The 17734-nt window shown below is 72.3% G+C and carries 18 protein-coding genes; 9 read left to right on the forward strand and 9 right to left on the reverse strand.

Going from position 1 to position 17734, the window contains the following annotated elements; all coding sequences use genetic code 11:
- Positions 1–15: 15 nt before the first annotated feature.
- Entirely contained in the window at positions 16–1836 is a 1821-nt protein-coding gene (locus WHN02_RS13565; protein ID WP_434743641.1) for a GTP-binding protein, read from the reverse strand.
- Positions 1837–2083: 247 nt separating this feature from the next.
- Here WHN02_RS13565 and pgsA point away from each other — a divergent pair, with 247 nt between their 5' ends.
- The 7 genes from pgsA (at position 2084) to WHN02_RS13600 (ending at position 8119) form a co-directional block, all read left to right on the forward strand.
- Positions 2084–2710, forward strand: coding sequence for a phosphatidylinositol phosphate synthase (gene pgsA / locus WHN02_RS13570; RefSeq protein ID WP_434743642.1), 627 nt, complete (start codon positions 2084–2086; stop codon positions 2708–2710).
- Positions 2707–3645: a phosphatidylinositol mannoside acyltransferase gene (locus WHN02_RS13575; protein WP_434743643.1), complete on the forward strand. Its 939-nt coding sequence runs from the start codon at positions 2707–2709 to the stop codon at positions 3643–3645. The genes pgsA and WHN02_RS13575 overlap by 4 nt, the downstream gene beginning before the upstream one ends.
- Positions 3646–3702: 57 nt before the next feature.
- On the forward strand, positions 3703–4863 hold the full coding sequence (locus WHN02_RS13580; protein ID WP_434743644.1) for a glycosyltransferase family 4 protein: 1161 nt from the start codon (positions 3703–3705) through the stop codon (positions 4861–4863).
- 74 nt (positions 4864–4937) lie between these two features.
- Entirely contained in the window at positions 4938–5438 is a 501-nt protein-coding gene (locus tag WHN02_RS13585; protein WP_434743645.1) for a hypothetical protein, read from the forward strand.
- Between the two features lie 210 nt (positions 5439–5648).
- Complete coding sequence (gene pdxS / locus WHN02_RS13590) at positions 5649–6497, forward strand: pyridoxal 5'-phosphate synthase lyase subunit PdxS (protein WP_434743954.1); 849 nt, start codon at positions 5649–5651, stop codon at positions 6495–6497.
- Positions 6498–6535: 38 nt separating this feature from the next.
- Positions 6536–7138, forward strand: coding sequence for a pyridoxal 5'-phosphate synthase glutaminase subunit PdxT (gene pdxT, locus WHN02_RS13595; RefSeq protein WP_434743646.1), 603 nt, complete (start codon positions 6536–6538; stop codon positions 7136–7138).
- A gap of 231 nt (positions 7139–7369) precedes the next feature.
- On the forward strand, positions 7370–8119 hold the full coding sequence (locus WHN02_RS13600) for a YebC/PmpR family DNA-binding transcriptional regulator (RefSeq protein ID WP_434743647.1): 750 nt from the start codon (positions 7370–7372) through the stop codon (positions 8117–8119).
- A 79-nt stretch (positions 8120–8198) separates the two neighbouring features.
- Here WHN02_RS13600 and WHN02_RS13605 read toward each other — a convergent pair whose 3' ends face one another.
- The 6 genes from WHN02_RS13605 to WHN02_RS13630 all read right to left on the reverse strand — a co-directional run bounded on the left by WHN02_RS13605 (position 8199) and on the right by WHN02_RS13630 (position 13589).
- Positions 8199–9275 (reverse strand): ABC transporter permease, encoded by a 1077-nt coding sequence (locus tag WHN02_RS13605; protein WP_434743648.1) that lies wholly within the window; start codon positions 9273–9275, stop codon positions 8199–8201.
- A complete protein-coding gene (locus WHN02_RS13610; protein WP_350898071.1) occupies positions 9272–10165 on the reverse strand; it encodes an ABC transporter ATP-binding protein in 894 nt (297 codons plus the stop codon). Before WHN02_RS13610 ends, WHN02_RS13605 begins: the two co-directional genes overlap by 4 nt.
- A gap of 82 nt (positions 10166–10247) precedes the next feature.
- On the reverse strand, positions 10248–10973 hold the full coding sequence (locus WHN02_RS13615) for a response regulator (protein ID WP_434743649.1): 726 nt from the start codon (positions 10971–10973) through the stop codon (positions 10248–10250).
- A complete protein-coding gene (locus tag WHN02_RS13620) occupies positions 10970–12253 on the reverse strand; it encodes a sensor histidine kinase (protein WP_434743650.1) in 1284 nt (427 codons plus the stop codon). The genes WHN02_RS13615 and WHN02_RS13620 overlap by 4 nt, the downstream gene beginning before the upstream one ends.
- 59 nt (positions 12254–12312) lie before the next feature.
- Positions 12313–13251, reverse strand: a complete 939-nt coding sequence (locus WHN02_RS13625) for a permease prefix domain 1-containing protein (RefSeq protein ID WP_434743651.1) — start codon at positions 13249–13251, stop codon at positions 12313–12315.
- Entirely contained in the window at positions 13248–13589 is a 342-nt protein-coding gene (locus tag WHN02_RS13630; RefSeq protein ID WP_434743652.1) for a PadR family transcriptional regulator, read from the reverse strand. Before WHN02_RS13630 ends, WHN02_RS13625 begins: the two co-directional genes overlap by 4 nt.
- Before the next feature lie 154 nt (positions 13590–13743).
- On the opposite strand from WHN02_RS13630, the gene WHN02_RS13635 reads away from it, so the two are divergent.
- Positions 13744–14400: a TetR family transcriptional regulator gene (locus tag WHN02_RS13635; RefSeq protein WP_434743653.1), complete on the forward strand. Its 657-nt coding sequence runs from the start codon at positions 13744–13746 to the stop codon at positions 14398–14400.
- Positions 14401–14410: 10 nt separating this feature from the next.
- The gene (locus WHN02_RS13640) at positions 14411–15994 is read left to right on the forward strand and encodes an MDR family MFS transporter (protein ID WP_434743654.1); all 1584 of its coding nucleotides are present in this window, start codon (positions 14411–14413) and stop codon (positions 15992–15994) included.
- Positions 15995–16080: 86 nt separating this feature from the next.
- Here the strand turns inward: WHN02_RS13640 and WHN02_RS13645 are convergent, their stop codons facing one another.
- Both WHN02_RS13645 and WHN02_RS13650 read right to left on the reverse strand, forming a co-directional pair.
- Positions 16081–16608 (reverse strand): DUF6244 family protein, encoded by a 528-nt coding sequence (locus WHN02_RS13645; protein WP_434743655.1) that lies wholly within the window; start codon positions 16606–16608, stop codon positions 16081–16083.
- Between the two features lie 181 nt (positions 16609–16789).
- Positions 16790–17497 carry a hypothetical protein gene (locus WHN02_RS13650; protein WP_434743656.1) on the reverse strand — a complete coding sequence of 236 codons (708 nt, stop codon included), beginning with the start codon at positions 17495–17497 and terminating at the stop codon, positions 16790–16792.
- Positions 17498–17734: the final 237 nt, after the last annotated feature.

The following is a 17734-nucleotide window of genomic DNA, read 5'->3' on the forward strand; positions in this document are numbered from 1 at the left end:
CGACCGACGGTCGGCTCACCGCTGGACGGTGTGCTCCGCCCGCAACTGCTCGGTGAGGTGGGCGGGGACCGGCTCGTGGCGGACGAACCTGCGTCCGAACGTGCCGGCCCCGCCGGTCAGGTCGCGCAGCGCGGGGGCGTACCGGACCAGCTCGGCTGCGGGAACCTCGGCTCGGACCAGGGTCAGGCCCTCGGCCTCGGGGTCCGGTTCGGTGCCCAGTACCCGACCCCGCCGGGCGGACAGGTCACCCAGGACCCTGCCGACGGTGTGTCCGGGCACCCGGGCCAGCACCTCGTCGACCGGTTCCCGCAGCGCCGGGCCGCCACCGTCGACCAGGGCCACCCGCACCGGCTCGGTGCCCACCCCGACACCCCCGGCACGCACCCGGTCGAGCACCTCCTGTGCCTGCGCCTCGCCCACGCACCAGAGCACCAGCTGCCGGGTGTCCGGGTCGTGCGTCAACCGGAGCGTCGGATCGGCGTCGACGAGTCGCCCCAGCTCGCGGGCGACAGCGTCGGTGTCGCCGTCGGCCGCCGCCACCACGGCCACCGGCAGCAGGGGTTCGGGCAGCTCCCACGGTACGAGCACCAACGGCTCCCGGACGTCGGAGATGGTGTCCCCGGTCGTCACACCGTCCCACCCGGTGACCGCGACGACGTCACCGGCCACGGCGAGGGGCACCGCACCCCCGGGCGTCCCCGACGGGGAGCGCAGGTCGGCGATGCGTACGTCCGGGTCGTCGGCGCCGGGGGCGCCCGCCCGGGCCAGGTGCACCGGCTGCCCCGGACGGAGCGTGCCGGAGAAGACCCGTACCAGCCCCACCCGCCCCGGCCCGGCCTCGACGGTGGTCTGGAGCACCTCGGCGACCAGGGGGCCGTCCGGGTCGCAGTCCAACGGCGGGCGGGGGGAACCGTCCCCACCGGTGACCACCGGCAGCTCCCGCCGCGACGGGGCCGGGAACGCGTCGACCAGCCCGTCGAGGAGCAGGTCCAGCCCGACCCCGGTGGCCGCGCAGACCGGCACCACCGGGTGCAGGTATCCCCGGGCCACCGCCCGGTCCAGTTCGGCGACGAGGACCGGCGGGGCGACGTCCAGACCGGCGACGTACCGGTCCAGGAGCGAGTCGTTCTCGCTCTCGGCGAGGATCGCCTCGACGAGTTCGTCGCGGGACTCGGCGATGGCCGACAGGTGCTCCGGATCCGGGTCGCGGACGACGGCGGGCAGCCCGGCGGAGTAGTCGTACACCCGGTCGGTCAGCAGCCCCAGCAGCCCGGCCACCGACTCCCCGTCGTCACCCAGCATCGGCAGGTGCACAGCGACCACGGTGTCGCCGAACAGCCGCTGGCACAGCGCCACCGCCTCGTCGAAGTCGGCGCGCGGGTCGTCCAGCCGGGACACCACCACCGACCGGGGCAGGTCCACCGCCGCGCACTCCTCCCACAACGCCACGGTGGCCGGATCCAACCCGTCGGCCGCCGAGACGACGAACAGGGCCGCGTCGGCGGCGCGCAGACCGGCCCGCAGCCCGGCCACGAAGTCGGCGTACCCGGGGGTGTCCAGGAGGTTGACCTTCACCCCGGCGTGCCGCAGCGGCACGGCGGACAGCGCCACGGACCGCCCAGGGTCGGCGACGGCGGGGCCGTCGGCACCGGCCGGTGTCCCGACCGGGACCGCAGCGCCCCGACCGGTCGCGTCGGTGGCCGCGCGCAACGCCTCGACCAGGGCGGTCTTGCCCACCCCGGAGCGCCCCACCAGCACCACGTTGCGGATCCCGCCGGGCTCGGTCACCACCGGTACACCGGCGGCCACCCCCTCGTCCTGACTCCTCTGCGCCATCGGACGCACCTCCCTCGACAGTGGTGGCGACCGCCGCGCGACGGGGAACGGCCCGGGCGAATCTGCGGCGCTATCCTCCGGTGCGGCGCCGGGTCCCCCGGACGGGGCGGGCGAGCGGGTGAGCTGGCTCACCTCGTGCGTACCGATCAGACACCGGGCCTCGACGGGACACAAGTCCGCCGCGCGGCGCGCCGACGGCCACCGGCCGTATCGTGTCCGACGGACCGCCCGTTATCGTGGGACCGCCATGGCGAAGATCTTCCAAGTGTCGGCCCGAGCGGCGATGACCCGCGTCGTCGAGCCGGTCGCACGCAGCCTGCTCCGAGCAGGCGTCACCCCCAACGCGGTCACCGTCGTCGGAACCGTCGGCGTGCTCGTCGGCGCCCTCGGCTTCGGGGCACGGGGGCACCTGGTCACCGGTGCCCTGATCGTGACCGTCTTCGCGCTCACCGACATGCTCGACGGGACCATGGCGCGGATGTCCGGCGGCGCCACCCGGTTCGGTGCGTTCCTCGACTCCAGCATGGACCGGGTGGCCGACAGCGCCGTCTTCGGCGCCGTGGCCTACTGGCTGGCCACCGAGGGCGACCACGCGGGGGTGGCCGCCGCGCTGCTGTGCCTGGCCGCCGGCGGGCTCGTCTCCTACGTCAAGGCCCGGGCCGAGGGGCTGGGGCTGACCTGCGACGTGGGCATCGCCGAACGGACCGAACGGCTGCTCATCGTCGGGATCGGCGGCCTGCTCACCGGCCTCGGCCTCGACCCGGCCCTGCCGGTGGCGCTCTGGCTGCTCGCGGCCGTGTCGGTCTTCACCGTGGGCCAACGGATGCTCCACGTCCACCGGCAGACCCGCGAGATCCAGCCGGAGCGGCAGTGAACGCCACCGAGCTCGCCTACGTCGCCGGGTGGCGGGTGGTGCGGGCGTTGCCCCGACCGGTGGTGGCCGCCGCCTTCGCCGCCGGTGCCGACCGGGCCCACCGCCGCCGGGGCACCGGGGCCACCCGACTGCGCGCCAACCTGCGCCGGGTGGTCGGCCCGGACCTGCCCGAGGCCGACCTCGACGACCTGGTCCGCCAGGGCCTGCGCTCGTACGCCCGGTACTGGATGGAGGCGTTCCGGCTGCCCTCGCTGAGCCGCGAACAGCTCCTGTCGGGCTTCCGACTCCGCAACCCGGAGCCCCTGCACGCCGACGTCGCCGCCGGTCGGGGCGCGGTCGTGGCGCTGCCGCACGCCGGGAACTGGGACGCCGCCGGTGCCTGGGTGGCGGCCACCGGATGGCCGATCACCACCGTGGCCGAACGCCTCAGACCGGAGGGGGTCTTCAAGCGGTTCGTCGCCTTCCGGGAGAGCCTCGGCATGGAGATCCTGCCCACCCACGGCGGCCCCCGACCCGCGTTCGACGTGCTGGTGGACCGGCTCGCGGCGGGCGGGGTGGTCCCGCTGCTCGCCGACCGGGACCTGTCGGCCCGGGGGATCGAGGTCGACTTCTTCGGTGCCCGCACCCGGATGCCGGCCGGACCGGCGCTGCTGGCGATCCGGACCGGAGCACCCCTCTACGTCGCCTCGATGTGGTACGAACCGGACGCCGCGTGCGCCTCGATCGACGGCCCCCTGCCCCTGCCCGACCCGGACAGCGGCCCCCTGGACCAGCGGGTACGAACCCTGACCCAGCGAATCGCCGACGGTCTGGCGGCGGGCATCGCCCGGCATCCGCAAGACTGGCACATGTTGCAGCGCATGTGGCTGGACCAGTCGGGCTCGGGGGCCACCACACCGCCGACCCCGTCGAAACGGTCCGAAGGAGCGTCCTGATGACGGCGAGGATCACCACACGGCGGCGCACGGCGGTCCCGAACGAAGGGGGCTGACGTGCGCGTCGGCATCGTGTGCCCGTACTCCTTCGACGTGCCGGGCGGGGTGCAGAACCACGTCATGGACCTCGCCGAGGCGCTGATCGGGCTCGGCCACCAGGTCAGTGTGCTGGCCCCGGCCGACGAGGACGCCTCCCTTCCGCCGTACGTGGTGTCGGCGGGCCGGGCCGTCCCGCTGCCGTACAACGGCTCGGTGGCCCGGATCGCGTTCGGTCCGGTCTCCACCGCCCGGGTCCGACGCTGGATCACCCGGGGCGACTTCGACGTTCTGCACGTCCACGAACCCCTGACCCTGAGCCTGTCCATGCTCGCGGTGCTCTCCGCCCGGGGACCGGTGGTGGCCACCTTCCACACCGCGATGACCCGGTCCCGGGTGCTCGCCGCCGCCCAGGGAGCGCTCCAGATCGTGCTGGAGCGGATCACCGCCCGGATCGCCGTCAGCGCGCTGGCCCGCAAGGTGCAGGTCGAGCACATGGACGGCGGTGCGGTGGAGATCCCCAACGGGGTCACCGTCGCCAAGTACGCAGGTGTCGACCCGCTGCCCGGCTGGCCGGGGGAGTGCGCCGAGGGCACCGGCGGGACGATCGGGTTCCTGGGCAGGTTCACCGAGTCCCGCAAGGGCTTCCCGATCCTGGTCGACGCCTTCGGACAACTGGCCCGGCACCGCCCCGGCCTGCGGCTGCTGGTCGCCGGACCCGGTGACCGCGACGACCTGTACGGGCGTTTCCCCGCCGACCTGCGGGACCGGGTGACCTTCCTCGGCCGGGTCTCCGAACCGGAGAAGGCCCGGATGCTGCGCAGCGTGCACCTCTACGTGGCCCCGAACACCGGCGGCGAGTCCTTCGGGATGATCCTGACCGAGGCGCTGGCCGCCGGCACCACGGTGGTCGCCAGCGACCTGGACGCGTTCCGGCGGGTCCTCGACGGCGGGCGGGCCGGGTGCCTCTTCCCGACCGGCGACCCGGTGGCCCTGCGGGGGGTCCTCGCCGAACTGCTGGACGCCCCGGACCGCCGCCGGGAACTGACCGCCTGCGGCGACCAGGTGGTGGCGCACTTCGACTGGCCCGTGGTGGCCCGCCGGGTGGTGGAGGTCTACGCCGCCGCGATCGAGGCCACCGACGGGCGGGTCATCGACCAGGAATGGGTGGGGCTCGCCTGACCACCGGGGTTGGTGGGGCGAACGTGCCCAGGTGATCCCGCCACTGGCGGCGGAGGAGACGGAGCAGCACTACGATGCCGGGAATGTGGTGGGTCGTGGCCGTGGTCGTGGTCGTCGGCCTGGTCGCGGCGTACCTGATCTGGACCGCCGGCCGGGTCGAACGGCTGCAGGTGCGCGCCGAGGCGGCGGCCCGTGCCCTCGACGCCCACCTGCTGCGCCGGGCCGCAGCCGCCGCCGTCCTCGCCGAGCGGCGCTTCGGTGTGGAGCTGTACGCCGCCGCCCGGATCGCCCTGGACGCCGGCCCGCAGGAGCGGGAGGCGGCGGAGAACGACCTGACCCGGCAGTTGCGGTCGGTGCGGCTGGACCCGACCGACCCGGAGTGCGCGGCGGTGGTCGCTGCCAGCCGACGGCTCGCCCTGGCCCGGCAGGTCCACACCGACCTGGTACGGGACGCCCGGTCGGCGCGGGGGCGTCCCCTGGTGCGGTTGTTACGGATGGGGCGCGGCCACGAGTGGCCCCGCTACTTCGACGTCGACGACCCCACCCTGCCCGCCTCGGCCGACGTACCGGCCTGAGGGGCGCGACGCCCCCACCGCCGGGGTGACGGCGGCCACAGAACAGGCCACCCGGGGTCTGATTGGCTGTCGGGCCGACGTTGGGACCGTCGTAGCATTTCGCACAGCCACCCTGACCCCCGTTCCGAGGAGCGATGACCCGTGTCCGAATCCACCTCCCAGCCCGCCACCGCCACCCCCGTCGTCGGCACCGCCCGCGTCAAGCGGGGCATGGCCGAGATGCTCAAGGGCGGCGTGATCATGGATGTGGTCACCCCCGACCAGGCCAAGATCGCTGAGGACGCCGGTGCCGTCGCGGTGATGGCGCTGGAGCGGGTCCCGGCCGACATCCGCGCCCAGGGCGGGGTGTCCCGGATGAGCGACCCCGACATGATCGACGGCATCATCGAGGCGGTCTCCATCCCGGTGATGGCCAAGGCCCGGATCGGCCACTTCGTCGAGGCCCAGGTCCTCCAGTCCCTCGGCGTCGACTACGTCGACGAGTCCGAGGTCCTCACCCCCGCCGACTTCGCCAACCACATCGACAAGTGGGCCTTCACCGTCCCGTTCGTGTGCGGGGCGACCAACCTGGGTGAGGCGCTGCGCCGGATCACCGAGGGGGCGGCCATGATCCGCTCCAAGGGCGAGGCCGGCACCGGTGACGTCTCCAACGCCACCACCCACATGCGCAGGATCCGTCAGGAGATCCGGCGACTCCAGTCGCTGCCCACCGACGAGCTGTTCGTCGCGGCGAAGGAACTCCAGGCCCCGTACGAGCTGGTCAAGGAGATCGCCGAGACCGGGAAGCTGCCGGTGGTGCTCTTCACCGCCGGAGGCATCGCCACCCCCGCCGACGCGGCGATGATGATGCAGCTCGGCGCCGAGGGGGTCTTCGTCGGGTCCGGCATCTTCAAGTCCGGCAACCCGGCCCAGCGCGCCGCCGCCATCGTCAAGGCGACCACCTTCCACGACGACCCGGACGTGCTGGCCAAGGTGTCCCGGGGCCTCGGCGAGGCGATGGTGGGCATCAACGTCGACGAGATCCCCCAGCCCCACCGCCTGGCCGAACGAGGCTGGTGAGCGGTAGGGCGACCGACGGCACCAGCGGAGGAGGGAACGTGACGGAACCGGTGATCGGCGTACTCGCCCTCCAGGGCGACGTCCGCGAGCACGTGGCCGCCCTGACCGGCGCGGGCGCCCGAGCCCTGCCGGTCCGGCGGGCCGAGGAACTCGACGAGGTCGACGGTCTGGTCATCCCCGGCGGGGAGTCCACCACGATCAGCAAGCTCACCGACATCTTCGAGCTCCGCGAGCCCATCGACAAGCGGATCGCCGACGGGCTGCCGGTCTACGGCTCCTGCGCCGGCATGATCATGCTGGCCGACGAGGTGCTCGACGGCCGTCCCGACCAGCGCGGATTCGCCGGCATCGAGATGACCGTCCGCCGTAACGCCTTCGGTCGGCAGGTCGACTCCTTCGAGGCTCCGGTCGCCCTCACCGGCGTCGAGGGGGGACCGTTCCACGCCGTGTTCATCAGGGCGCCCTGGGTCGAGCGGGTGGGCGGCGACGTCGAGGTCCTCGGCGAGGTGACCGAGGGGCCGGCCGCCGGTCGGATCGTCGCGGTCCGGCAGGGCAACCTGCTGGCCACCTCCTTCCACCCGGAGCTCACCGGCGACCTGCGTCTGCACCGCTACTTCGTGGACCTGGTCCGCAGCAGCTGACCCCGGTCCCGCCGAGGTCCACCACCGGGTCCGTCCCTGTCGGGGCGGGCCCGGTCCGCGCGCGGTGCCTGACACCGGAGCCGACGACGTCGGTAAGATTGCCGGGATTCGGCTGGGCATCTGCTCGCCACGACTTCCACCAGGGTCGACCGGCACCACCGAGTGCGCCGGGTGGGTCGGGGGCGGATGCGGTGCGGTCGACGCAGACGGCGGTAGCAACGGAGGTAGCAGATGTCCGGCCACTCAAAGTGGGCGACCACCAAGCACAAGAAGGCCGTCATCGACGCCAAGCGCGGCAAGATGTTCGCCAAGCTCATCAAGAACGTCGAGGTCGCGGCGCGGACCGGTGGCGGCGACCCGGCCGGTAACCCGACCCTCTTCGACGCCATCCAGAAGGCCAAGAAGAGCTCGGTGCCCAACGACAACATCGACCGGGCCGTCAAGCGGGGCTCGGGCCTGGAGGCCGGCGGTGCCGACTACCAGACGATCATGTACGAGGGGTACGGCCCGAACGGCGTGGCACTGCTGATCGAGTGTCTGACCGACAACCGCAACCGGGCCGCCACCGAGGTCCGGACCGCGCTGACCCGCAACGGCGGGTCCTTCGCCGACGCGGGCTCGGTGTCGTACATGTTCTCCCGCAAAGGCGTGGTGATCGTCCCCAAGGCCGGGACCAGCGAGGACGACGTGATGCTCGCGGTCCTCGACGCCGGTGCCGAGGAGGTCAACGACCTCGACGAGGCATTCGAGGTGGTCTCGGAGCCGGGCGACCTGATCGCGGTCCGCACCGCGCTCCAGGATGCCGGAATCGAGTACGAGTCGGCCGAGTCCTCCCTCATCCCCAGCGTGAACGTGCCGCTGGACGAGGAGGGCGCGCGGAAGATCTTCAAGCTGATCGACGTGCTGGAGGACTCCGACGACGTGCAGAACGTCTACGCCAACTTCGACATTCCGGACGAGATCATGGCGGCGATCGACTGACCCCGGGACGATCCCGGACAGACCCGAAAAGGTACGGGCGGCAGGTGGACACCTGCCGCCCGTACCCGTGTCGCAGGGGTCAGCCGACGTTCTCCCGGGACCGCCAGGCGGTCGCCAGGCCCACCCGACCGTTGGTCCGCAGCAGGGAGCCCTCGTAGATCCGGGCACCGGCCAGGACGAAGGCCACCGCCGCGACCGCCAGCAGCGCCAGGGACACGATCGGCTCCCACGCGGCGGCGTCACCGGTGAAGGCGCGCAGCGGCATCGCCATCGGTGCGGAGAACGGCACGTACGACAGGATCTTCAGGATGGTGGGGTTGTCGTTGAGGAACACCACCGCGAAGAAGGGCACCATCAGCGCCATCTGCACCGGCATGGAGGAGGAGGCGATGTCCTCCTGCCGGGCCACCACCGCGCCGGCCACCGCCCACATGGCCGCCAGCAGCAGGAAGCCGAACAGGAAGAACGGCAGGAACCAGCCGATCGCCGGTGCGATCAGCGACAGCAGTTCGGTGTTGCCGCTGAACTGAAGGCCGACCACCGTCACCAGGGACAGCAGCACGATCTGTCCGAGGGCCAGCACACACCCGGCTATCACCTTCCCGGCCAGTAGGGCACGGACCGGCACGGCGGCCACCAGGATCTCCACGATCCGGGTTTGCTTCTCCTCGGTGATGCTCTGCGCGATCGGCATCCCGAAGGCCTGGCTGGTGAGGAAGAAGACGAACGCGAAGATGAACGGCACCAGGAAGGCGGCCACCGGGTTGATCGCGTCCGGGTCGAGCAGTTGCACCGGCGGAGCGGTGCTCAGGGCGCGGACGACGTCGTCGGGGGTGTCGTCGAGGGCGAGGACCGTCGGCCCGGCGACGACCGCCGCCCCGACGTCGCCGTCGCGTACCGCCTGCTCGGCGGCGGCGTCGTCGGCGACGGTGCGTACCTCGTGTCCGGCCTCGGTCAGCGGGGCGACGACGTTCCCGGAGGCGCTGGAGACGGCCACGGTGGTGGGTTCGTCGTCGCCGGAGAGGATGCCGGGCAGGATGGTGGCCGCGGCGGCGATGAGGAGGAAGAGGGCCGTGCTGATCAGGAAGGCCCGGTCCCGGATCTTGATCTGGATCTCACGGGCGGCGACGAGCAGGGCGGCCTGACGGGTGTTCACTGGGTGACCTCCCGGAAGATCTCGGCGATCGTGGGCGTGACGGGACGGAAGACGCGGACCGGTCCGCGCTCCAGCGCGGCGCGCAGCACCTGCTGGTCGTCGACCTCGGCGGGCAGGTCGAAGACCGCGCGGGGGCCGTCGAGGTCGACCAGGCTCACCCCGGGGAGGTCCCGCAGCCAGCCGGCGTCGCCGTCGACCACCATCTCGAAGCGGGGTCGGCCGTAGGCGGCCCGCAGTTCGTCACGTCCGCCGGCGGCCCGGATCTCCCCGTCGGCGATGATCACCAGGTCGTCGCAGAGCCGTTCCACCACGTCGAGCTGGTGGCTGGAGAACAGCACCGGCACCCCGCTGACGGCTCGTTCCCGCAGCACCGTGACCAGGGTGTCCACGGCGGTCGGGTCGAGCCCGGAGAACGGCTCGTCGAGGACCAGGACCTCGGGGTCGTGCACCAGGGCGGCGGCGATCTGGGCGCGCTGCTGGTTGCCCAGGGAGAGCTTCTCCAGCGGATCGCCGCCCCGGGCGTCGAGCCCCACCCGGTCGAGCAGGTCGTCGGTCTTGCGTTGGGCGGTCGCGGCGTCGAGGCCGTGCAGTCGGCCCAGGTAGATCACCTGGTCGCGGACGGACATCTTCGGATAGAGCCCACGCTCCTCGGGTAGGTAGCCGAAGCGTCTGCGGTCCGCGCGGGTCAGGGGGGCGTCCTGCCACGTGATCGTGCCCTGGTCGGGGGCGAGGACACCGAGGATGACCCGCATGGTCGTGGTCTTGCCGGCGCCGTTGCCGCCGACGAAACCGGTCATCCGGCCGCCCCGGACGTCGAAGGTCACGTTCTTGAGTACGCGGTGGTCGCCGAAGCTACGGTCGACGCCGTCGAGTCGGAGTACTGAGGTCACCACTCCACGCTAGATCCACAGGGTGGGCCGACCCTCCGGCCCTGGGACGATTCCCTGGGTCCGCCGAGCGGGGGACCCCGGGTCATCCGCCGGGTTGGATCACCTCGTGTTCGTAGGCGAAGATCACCGCCTGGACCCGGTCGCGGAGCCCGAGTTTGGCCAGCATCCGGCTGACGTGGGTCTTGACCGTCGCCTCACCGAGACCGAGGGTGCCGGCGATCTCGGCGTTGCTGGCACCCCTGGCGACCAGGATCAGGACCTCGTGTTCGCGGGGGGTGAGCTGGGCCAGGGCGGGGGCGTTCCCGCCGACCGTGGCGGGGCCGGTGGGCCGGGTGAAGGCGGAGATCACCCGTCGGGTCAGCTCCGGGGCGAGCAGCCCGTCGCCGCGTGCCAGCACCCGTACGGCGTCGACGAGCGCCTCCGGGGTGCCGTTCTTGAGCAGGAAACCGCTGGCCCCGGCGCGCAGCGCGGCGAAGAGGTAGTCGTCCCGGTCGAAGGTGGTGAGGATCAGGACCGCCGGGCCGGGCGCGTCCGGGGTGGCCGCGTCGGTGATCAGGGCGGTGGCGGCGAGCCCGTCCAGCTTCGGCATCTCCACGTCCATCAGGACCACGTCGGGGGCGAGGGCGGCGGCGAGGGCGACGGCCTGCTCGCCGTCGGCGGCCTCACCGACCACCTCGATGTCCCCCTCCACCTCCAGGATGACCCGGAAGCCGGTACGCACGAGGGTGTGGTCGTCGGCGAGCAGGATCCGGACGGGTCGGCTGTCGGTGCGCTCGACGTCGTCGGTGCCCGGGTGCCATTCGGTCATGCCGACTGTTCCTCGGCCTGGACGGGGACCGGGAAGCGGGCCCGGACCCGCCAGCCGCCCCCGGTCCGGGGGCCGACCTCCAGGATGCCGTCGTGGGCGGTGACCCGCTCCCGCATCCCGATCAGGCCCAGCCCCCGGTCTCCCGTCGGCGCCGCGCCGGTGCCGTTGTCGGTCACGTCGACCTCCACCTCGTGCGCCAGGTACCGGATCCTGATGTCGAGCACGGTAGCCCGCGCGTGCTTGAGGGTGTTCGTCACGGCCTCCTGCGCGATCCGGTACGCCGCCTGCGACACCGAGTCGGGCAGTGGCACCGGGTCGCCGTACACCCCGAAGCCGGTCTCCAGCCCGGCGACACGGGCGCGGTCGGCGAGTTCGGGGAACTGGTCCATCCCGGCACCAGCCGGTTGCCGGTCGTCGGTGGCGTTCTCCGAGGCGCGGAGCAGGCCGAGCATGCGGCGCAGTTCGTCGACGGCGGTCCGGGCGGTCTGTTCGATCGCGCTCAGTGCCCTGCGGGCGGCCGCCGGGTCGGAGTCCATGACCCGGCGGCAGGCGGCGGCCTGCACCCCCATGACCGAGACGTGGTGGGCGACCACGTCGTGCAGTTCCCGGGCGATGCGGACCCGTTCGCCGATGACCGCCCGTTCGCGCGCCTCGGTCTGGGAGCGCCGGAGCTGCTCGGCCTGGGTCCGCAGCTCGGCGTCGCGGCGGGCGGCGATCCAGGCGGTGTCCCCGAACAGGTACGCGAACCCGAAGAACAGTCCGTTGATCAGGAATCCGTTGACGACCGCCGCCAACAGGGGTGGGACCGGACCGGCGGCCTGGGCGAAGGTGTCCGGTCCGATCTCTCCGACGGTGACGGAGTAGCTCACTCCGAGCCAGGCGAACATGGTGGCGATCACCCCGATGCGCAGCCGACGGGCCAGCTGTCGGTTCCGTCCCCACGCTCCGAGGGCGTAGATGGCGGCGAAGAGCGCCCCGGAGGTGACCTGACTCTCCGGGGCGGCCCGGAACTGTCCGGCGATGAAGGCGACCGAGGTGACCAGGGTGACCGCCTCCGGGAAGCGTCGCCGCCAGACCAGGGGTGCGGTGACCGCCACGACCCAGAGGACCTGTTCGGCCCCGGACGGCGGCGGTCCCAGCACGAACACGCCGGCGCTTCGGGTGAGGGTGAGGCTGAACAGCGCCAGTACGGTGACCGCCAGGCCGATCCAGAGGTCGACGCGGAGCTGTGGGGGTGTCGGTCCGGGCCGGCTCCACCGATCCCGACTGGTGCTGTCCATACCCGTGACGATGCCATCCCCGCTGCTTCCGGTGCGAGCAGCAGCGCTGTGGCGTTTGCTCACCTGCGGTGGCGGTGGGCCTTGACGATGCTGTCGACCACGTCCCAGGCCGTGATCGCGACCAGGACGACGACGGTCACCACGGTGAGGGTGTCGAGGTTGCCGCCCTCACGCAGCCATTCGAACCGGGCCACGAGGTCCGGGTTGAGCAGCCGTTCGGTGAGCAGCAGCCAGATCACCGGCACCGTGAAGGCGAGGCCCAGGAGGGCGTTGACCACTACCAGCCCCCAGTTCCAGTGGCCGACCCGGTACTTGACGAACTCGAACACGATCGTCGCGATCAGGACACCGAGGATGACGGGCAGCCAGAACCCCCACAGGTCGGGGTCGAGCAGGGCCATCGGCTCGCCGTCGACCCGCAGTTGCTGCCAGGGGAAGAACGCCACGCTCACCGTGAACAGCAGGACGACGACGGAGGAGATCGTGTCGGTCAGGGTGATCTGCCGCTCGACGGTCGCCTCGGGCAGGTCGTCGACGGTCCACCGGGTCAGGTACCGGGTCTCTCCGGTCCGTTCCATGATCGCGAAGCCGAGCGTGACCCAGAAGCAGATGTGCACGGCGACGCTCAGGGCGGTGGCGACGGCGGGGCCGATCGCGCCGAATCCGTCGCCGTCGAAGACGTTCACCAGGCCGACGACGGTGCCGACGATGGCCGGCACGTACGTCAGCAGCTGCCGCAGGAGGTTCCGCCAGGTCAGGTAGTAGGCGGGACCGATGAGCTGCAACCGCTGGTCGGCGTAGCGGGCGGCCAGCCGCTGCGGGTCGCCCAGTTCGGTGAGCACCTCCCGCTCGGCGCTCCGGTGGTCGGCCCCGGCGCCCACGCGGTCGTCGACGGCGTCGGCGATGGAGGCGCGTAGTTCGGCGGAGATCTCCGGGCGTCGTCCGGCGGGGACCGACTCCAGGGTGGCGGCCAGATAGCGGTCGGTCAGGGAACTCATCGGTCCACTCCTTCGATCAGTCCGGTCATGGCGGTCTGGACGGCGGTGAGGTCGTCGAGGAGGCGGCGGAGCACCGTCTCGCCCTCCTCGCTGGTCCGGTAGAACTTGCGGGGCCGGCTCTCCTTGGTGTTCCACTCGCTGGTCAACAGCCCCTGTTCCTCGAGCCGGCGTAGCAGGGGATAGAGGGTGTTCGCGTCCACCGCGAAGCCGTGGGTGGCCAGCCGTTGCAGCAGCGCGTAGCCGTAGTCGGGGCGGCGGAGGGCGATCAGGCTGGCCACCACCACAGTGCCCCGACGCAGTTCCTGAAGGTGGGTCCTGAGGACGTCGTCACTGACCATGCGTCACACCATAGTGTGTGCCACACACTATTGTCCAACGCGCACTGTTGTCTCCCGTACGGCATCGTGTCGAGACACGAACTAACGTCACACTCGGCAAGTTTGCAGTTTCTGCACCTTCGCTCGTAGAGTGCCCCCGTGACCACGGAGCGCCATGACCCCCGGTGACCCGGCCGCCCTCGGCCGACGTGACCGCAAGAAGCAGCAGACCCGGGCCGCCCTCGCCGACGCCGCCCTGCGGCTCGTCGACGAACGCGGCCTCGACCAGGTGACGGTCGAGGAGATCGCCGACGCCGCCGACGTCTCGGCCCGGACCTTCTTCAACTACTTCTCCACCAAGGACGACGCCCTGGTCGGCGACACCGACGGTGATCGGGAGCGGGTCCTGAGGGCCTTGGCCGACGTCCCGCCCCAGGTGCCGGCGTTGCAGGCCATCCGGCAGGCCCTGACCGAGGTCGTCGACGAGGTGCAGGGGGAGGCCGACCTCTGGCTGCTGCGGATGCGGGTCGTCGTGCAGCACCCCGTCCTCCTGGCCCGCCTGGTCGCCGGCAACGCGGCTACCGAGAAGGCCCTCGTCGAGGTGGTCGCCGACCGCACCGGGCTCTCCCCGGACGACACCTACCCCGCGCTCGTCGTGGCGGTCGGCGGTGCGGCCCTGCGCACCTCGATGGTCCGGTGGGCCGCCAGCGGCGGAGCCCGCAGCCTCGCCGAGCTGGTCAACGAGGCCTTCGCCGTCGTCGGCGCCGGCCTGCCCGACCCCCGTACCGCCCCCGCCGCAGCCGCGTCGGGGCAGGCAGATCCACGCGTGTGAGGAAGCGCCGATGACCGCAACGACCGAGCCAGTCGACTCACCCAAGGTGAGCGCCGGCCGGATGACTCACCGGGAGGTCCTCCAGGCCCTCTCCGGACTCATGGTGGGCATGTTCGTGGCGATCCTCGCCTCGACGGTGGTGGCCAACGCCCTGCCGCGCATCATCGCCGACCTCAACGGCAGCCAGACCGTCTACACCTGGATCGTCACCAGTGAGCTGCTGGCCATGACCGCCACCGTGCCCCTCTGGGGCAAGATGGCCGACCTCTACAGCAAGAAGCTGCTCATCCAGCTCTCCCTCGGGCTCTTCGTGCTCGGTTCGCTCGTCGCCGGGCTCACCCCGAACGTGGAGATCCTGCTGTTCAGCCGGGTGATCCAGGGCGTCGGTGCCGGCGGCATGACTGCCCTGGCGATGATCGTGATGGCGGCGATGATCCCGCCCCGGGAACTGGGCCGCTACGCCGGTGTCTTCGGCGCGGTCTTCGGTGTCGGCACCATCGCCGGTCCGCTGATCGGCGGGGTGCTCGTGGACACCTCCTGGCTCGGCTGGCGCTGGTGCTTCCTGATCGGCGTACCGTTCAGCATCATCTCGATCGTCCTGTTGCAGCGGACCCTGAACCTGCCGGTCGTCCGCCGCGAAGCCAAGATCGACTGGCTCGGCGCGGCGCTGATCACCGCCGGGGTCTCCACCCTGCTGATCTGGTCCTCCCTGGCCGGGCACAAGTTCGCCTGGGCGTCGGGCTGGACCGCACTGATGGTCGTCGGCGGCCTCGTCCTGCTGGCCCTCGCCGTCTGGGTGGAGTCCCGGGTCCCCGAGCCGATCATCCCGCTGAAGATCTTCCGCAGCCGGACCGTCGCGCTGACCACGGTGGCGAGCGTCCTGGTCGGCGTCGCACTCTTCGGCGGGACGGTCTTCCTGTCCCAGTACTTCCAGACCTCGCTGGGCAAGTCACCCACCGTCGCCGGCCTGATGAGCCTCCCGATGATCCTCGGCCTCCTGATCTCCTCCACCGCCGCCGGGGCACTCATCACCAAGTACGGCCGCTGGAAGATCTACCTGGTCGCCGGTGCCGCCGTGATGACCGCCGGGATGCTGCTGCTGAGCACCGTCGACGCCGACACCGGCGTACCGCTGCTCTCGGTCTACATGGCGGTGCTGGGCACCGGCGTCGGCATGCTCATGCAGAACCTGGTCCTCGCCGCGCAGAACGACGTCCCCGCCAACGAACTCGGGGCGGCCACCTCCGTGCTGACCTTCTTCCGCAGCATGGGCGGTGCGATCGGCGTCAGCGCCCTCGGCGCGGTCCTGGCCAACCGGGTCACGAGCCTGATGACCGAGAAGCTCGGCCCGGCCGCCGCCACCACCGGCGGCGGCACCGCCGAGGTCCCGGACCTCAGCGCCCTCCCCGAGCCGGTCCTGGCGATCGTCCGGGACGCCTACGCCACCGCCACCTCGGAGCTGTTCCTCATCGGCGCCCCGATCGCCTTCCTCGCCCTGGTCGCTGTCGTCTTCATCAAGGAGAAGCCGCTGCACGAGGTCAGCGGCGACGAGCGGGCCGAGAAGGAGGCGGCGGCCCTCACCGCCATGCACTGAGCCGTCCGACAGTGCAACCGGCACCGGCGCGAACCTCCGCCGGTGCCGGTTCACCTTCCGGACCTCGACCGACCGCCCGACTGGCCTCAGTTTCCCGCGGAGCCGAGCCGGCGGGCCCGGTTGGTGGTCGCCTCGACGGACTGCTGGGCGGTGTGGGTGCGCTGGACCAGCATGACCAGGACCTGCTTGACGCTGTCGAGCGACTGCAGGAGCGGACCGGGCTGACCGCCCTGGAGCACCATGCTGACGACCTGTCGGGCCTCGTCGACGTGGCCGATCGTGGCGGTGCAGGCCTCCCGGGCGGCGGTGATGCCCTGCTGCACCGGGGCGAGAGCGGCGATCGTCTCCTGCGGGGTGGCCTCGCGGGGCACCGTGGAGGTCGCCTTGACCGCCTCACCGGTGGCGGTGGCGAGGGTGCCGAGTCCGCTCTGGACGGTGGCGATGGCGGAGCGTACCCGGGTCAGACCGGCGGCGACCGCGGCGAACCCGGCACCGGCCGCCCGGACCGCCGTCTCCTGGGCCTGGTTGTCGGCGGCGGCGGTCAGGCTCTGCGCCCGCTCGACTCCGGTCAGGACGGCGCGCAGCTCGCCGGTGATCTCTTCGACGGTGGACATGCGGTGACACCTCGCGCGGGTGAGCAGGATCGGGGTACGAGGTACGAAACCTACCCGCCTCGGGTCCTTCGTCCTCCGGTCCACGGCCGACGGCAGCGGACGGGTCGACCGGCCGTCCGTTGCCATCGGCGCTCGACGTGTCGGCGGGCGCCACCCCCGGGGTCGGGTGGCGCCCCGACGATCAGCAGACCCGGCCCTGGCGGAAGGCGCGTTCGACGAAGGACGCCGGCCCGACCTGGAAGTAGCCGACGCCCGGCCGGACCGGGTGGCCGGTGTACAACTCCACCCGGGACCCGAGGCGGACCAGGTAGGCGGTGGCCGTACCGGCGTCGTTGTCGATCGACGCGCCCCGGGGGCCGTAGATCGCCTCCAGGTCGGCGAAGGACATCCCCACTGCGGCTCCGGACGGGGAGCGCGGCGGGGCGGTGGCCGTACCGATCCCGACGAGCCTGCCGTCCTGGAAGGTCAACAGGATCACCCCGGCCCACTCACCCGTGGCACCGGCGTCGACGACGGTGCCACAGACCGGGGCGGTCCAGTCGACGAGCCCGGCGGCCGTCAACTGGTCGAGGCGGGCACCGAAGCGGTACGGCCCGGCACCGGCGACGCCGAGGACGTCCGTCGGGGCGGCACCGACCCGGCCGTCGGAACCGGCCGGCGGGGCACCCGGTCCGGCCCAGCCGAGGTCGGTGGCCGGTGGGGCACCGGGTCCGGCCCATCCGGCGGTGGAGTCGGCCGGTGGGGCGCCCGGTCCGGCCCACCCGAGGTCGGTGGCGGGTGGGGCACCGGGTCGGCCGGGGGCGGCGTGGGCCGGGGCGGCGAGGGTGGCCGCGAGGAGTCCGGCCAGCACGAGGGTGCCGACGGCTCTGCGGACGGGAAGAGGGTTCACTGGTGATCACCTCCGGTGATCGGGGGAGGGGCGGCCGGTGTCGTGGAGGCGGCCGACTGAGGGGGTGCTCCAGCAGGGTAGGGCGGGCGGTGGCCGGTCGGCGGCGGTCAGTCCGAGATCAGACCGGAAACGCTGCGTGACACCGTTCGGACCGTCCGCTCCCGTCGCGTGGCCCCCTCGGGCACCCCCTGGCGCGGCGGATGGAGACGGGCCGCCGACCGGGGCTAGGGTGGACCG

The sequence above is a fragment of the Micromonospora sp. SH-82 genome (assembly GCF_051132485.1).
Taxonomy (GTDB): Bacteria; Actinomycetota; Actinomycetes; order Mycobacteriales; family Micromonosporaceae; genus Micromonospora.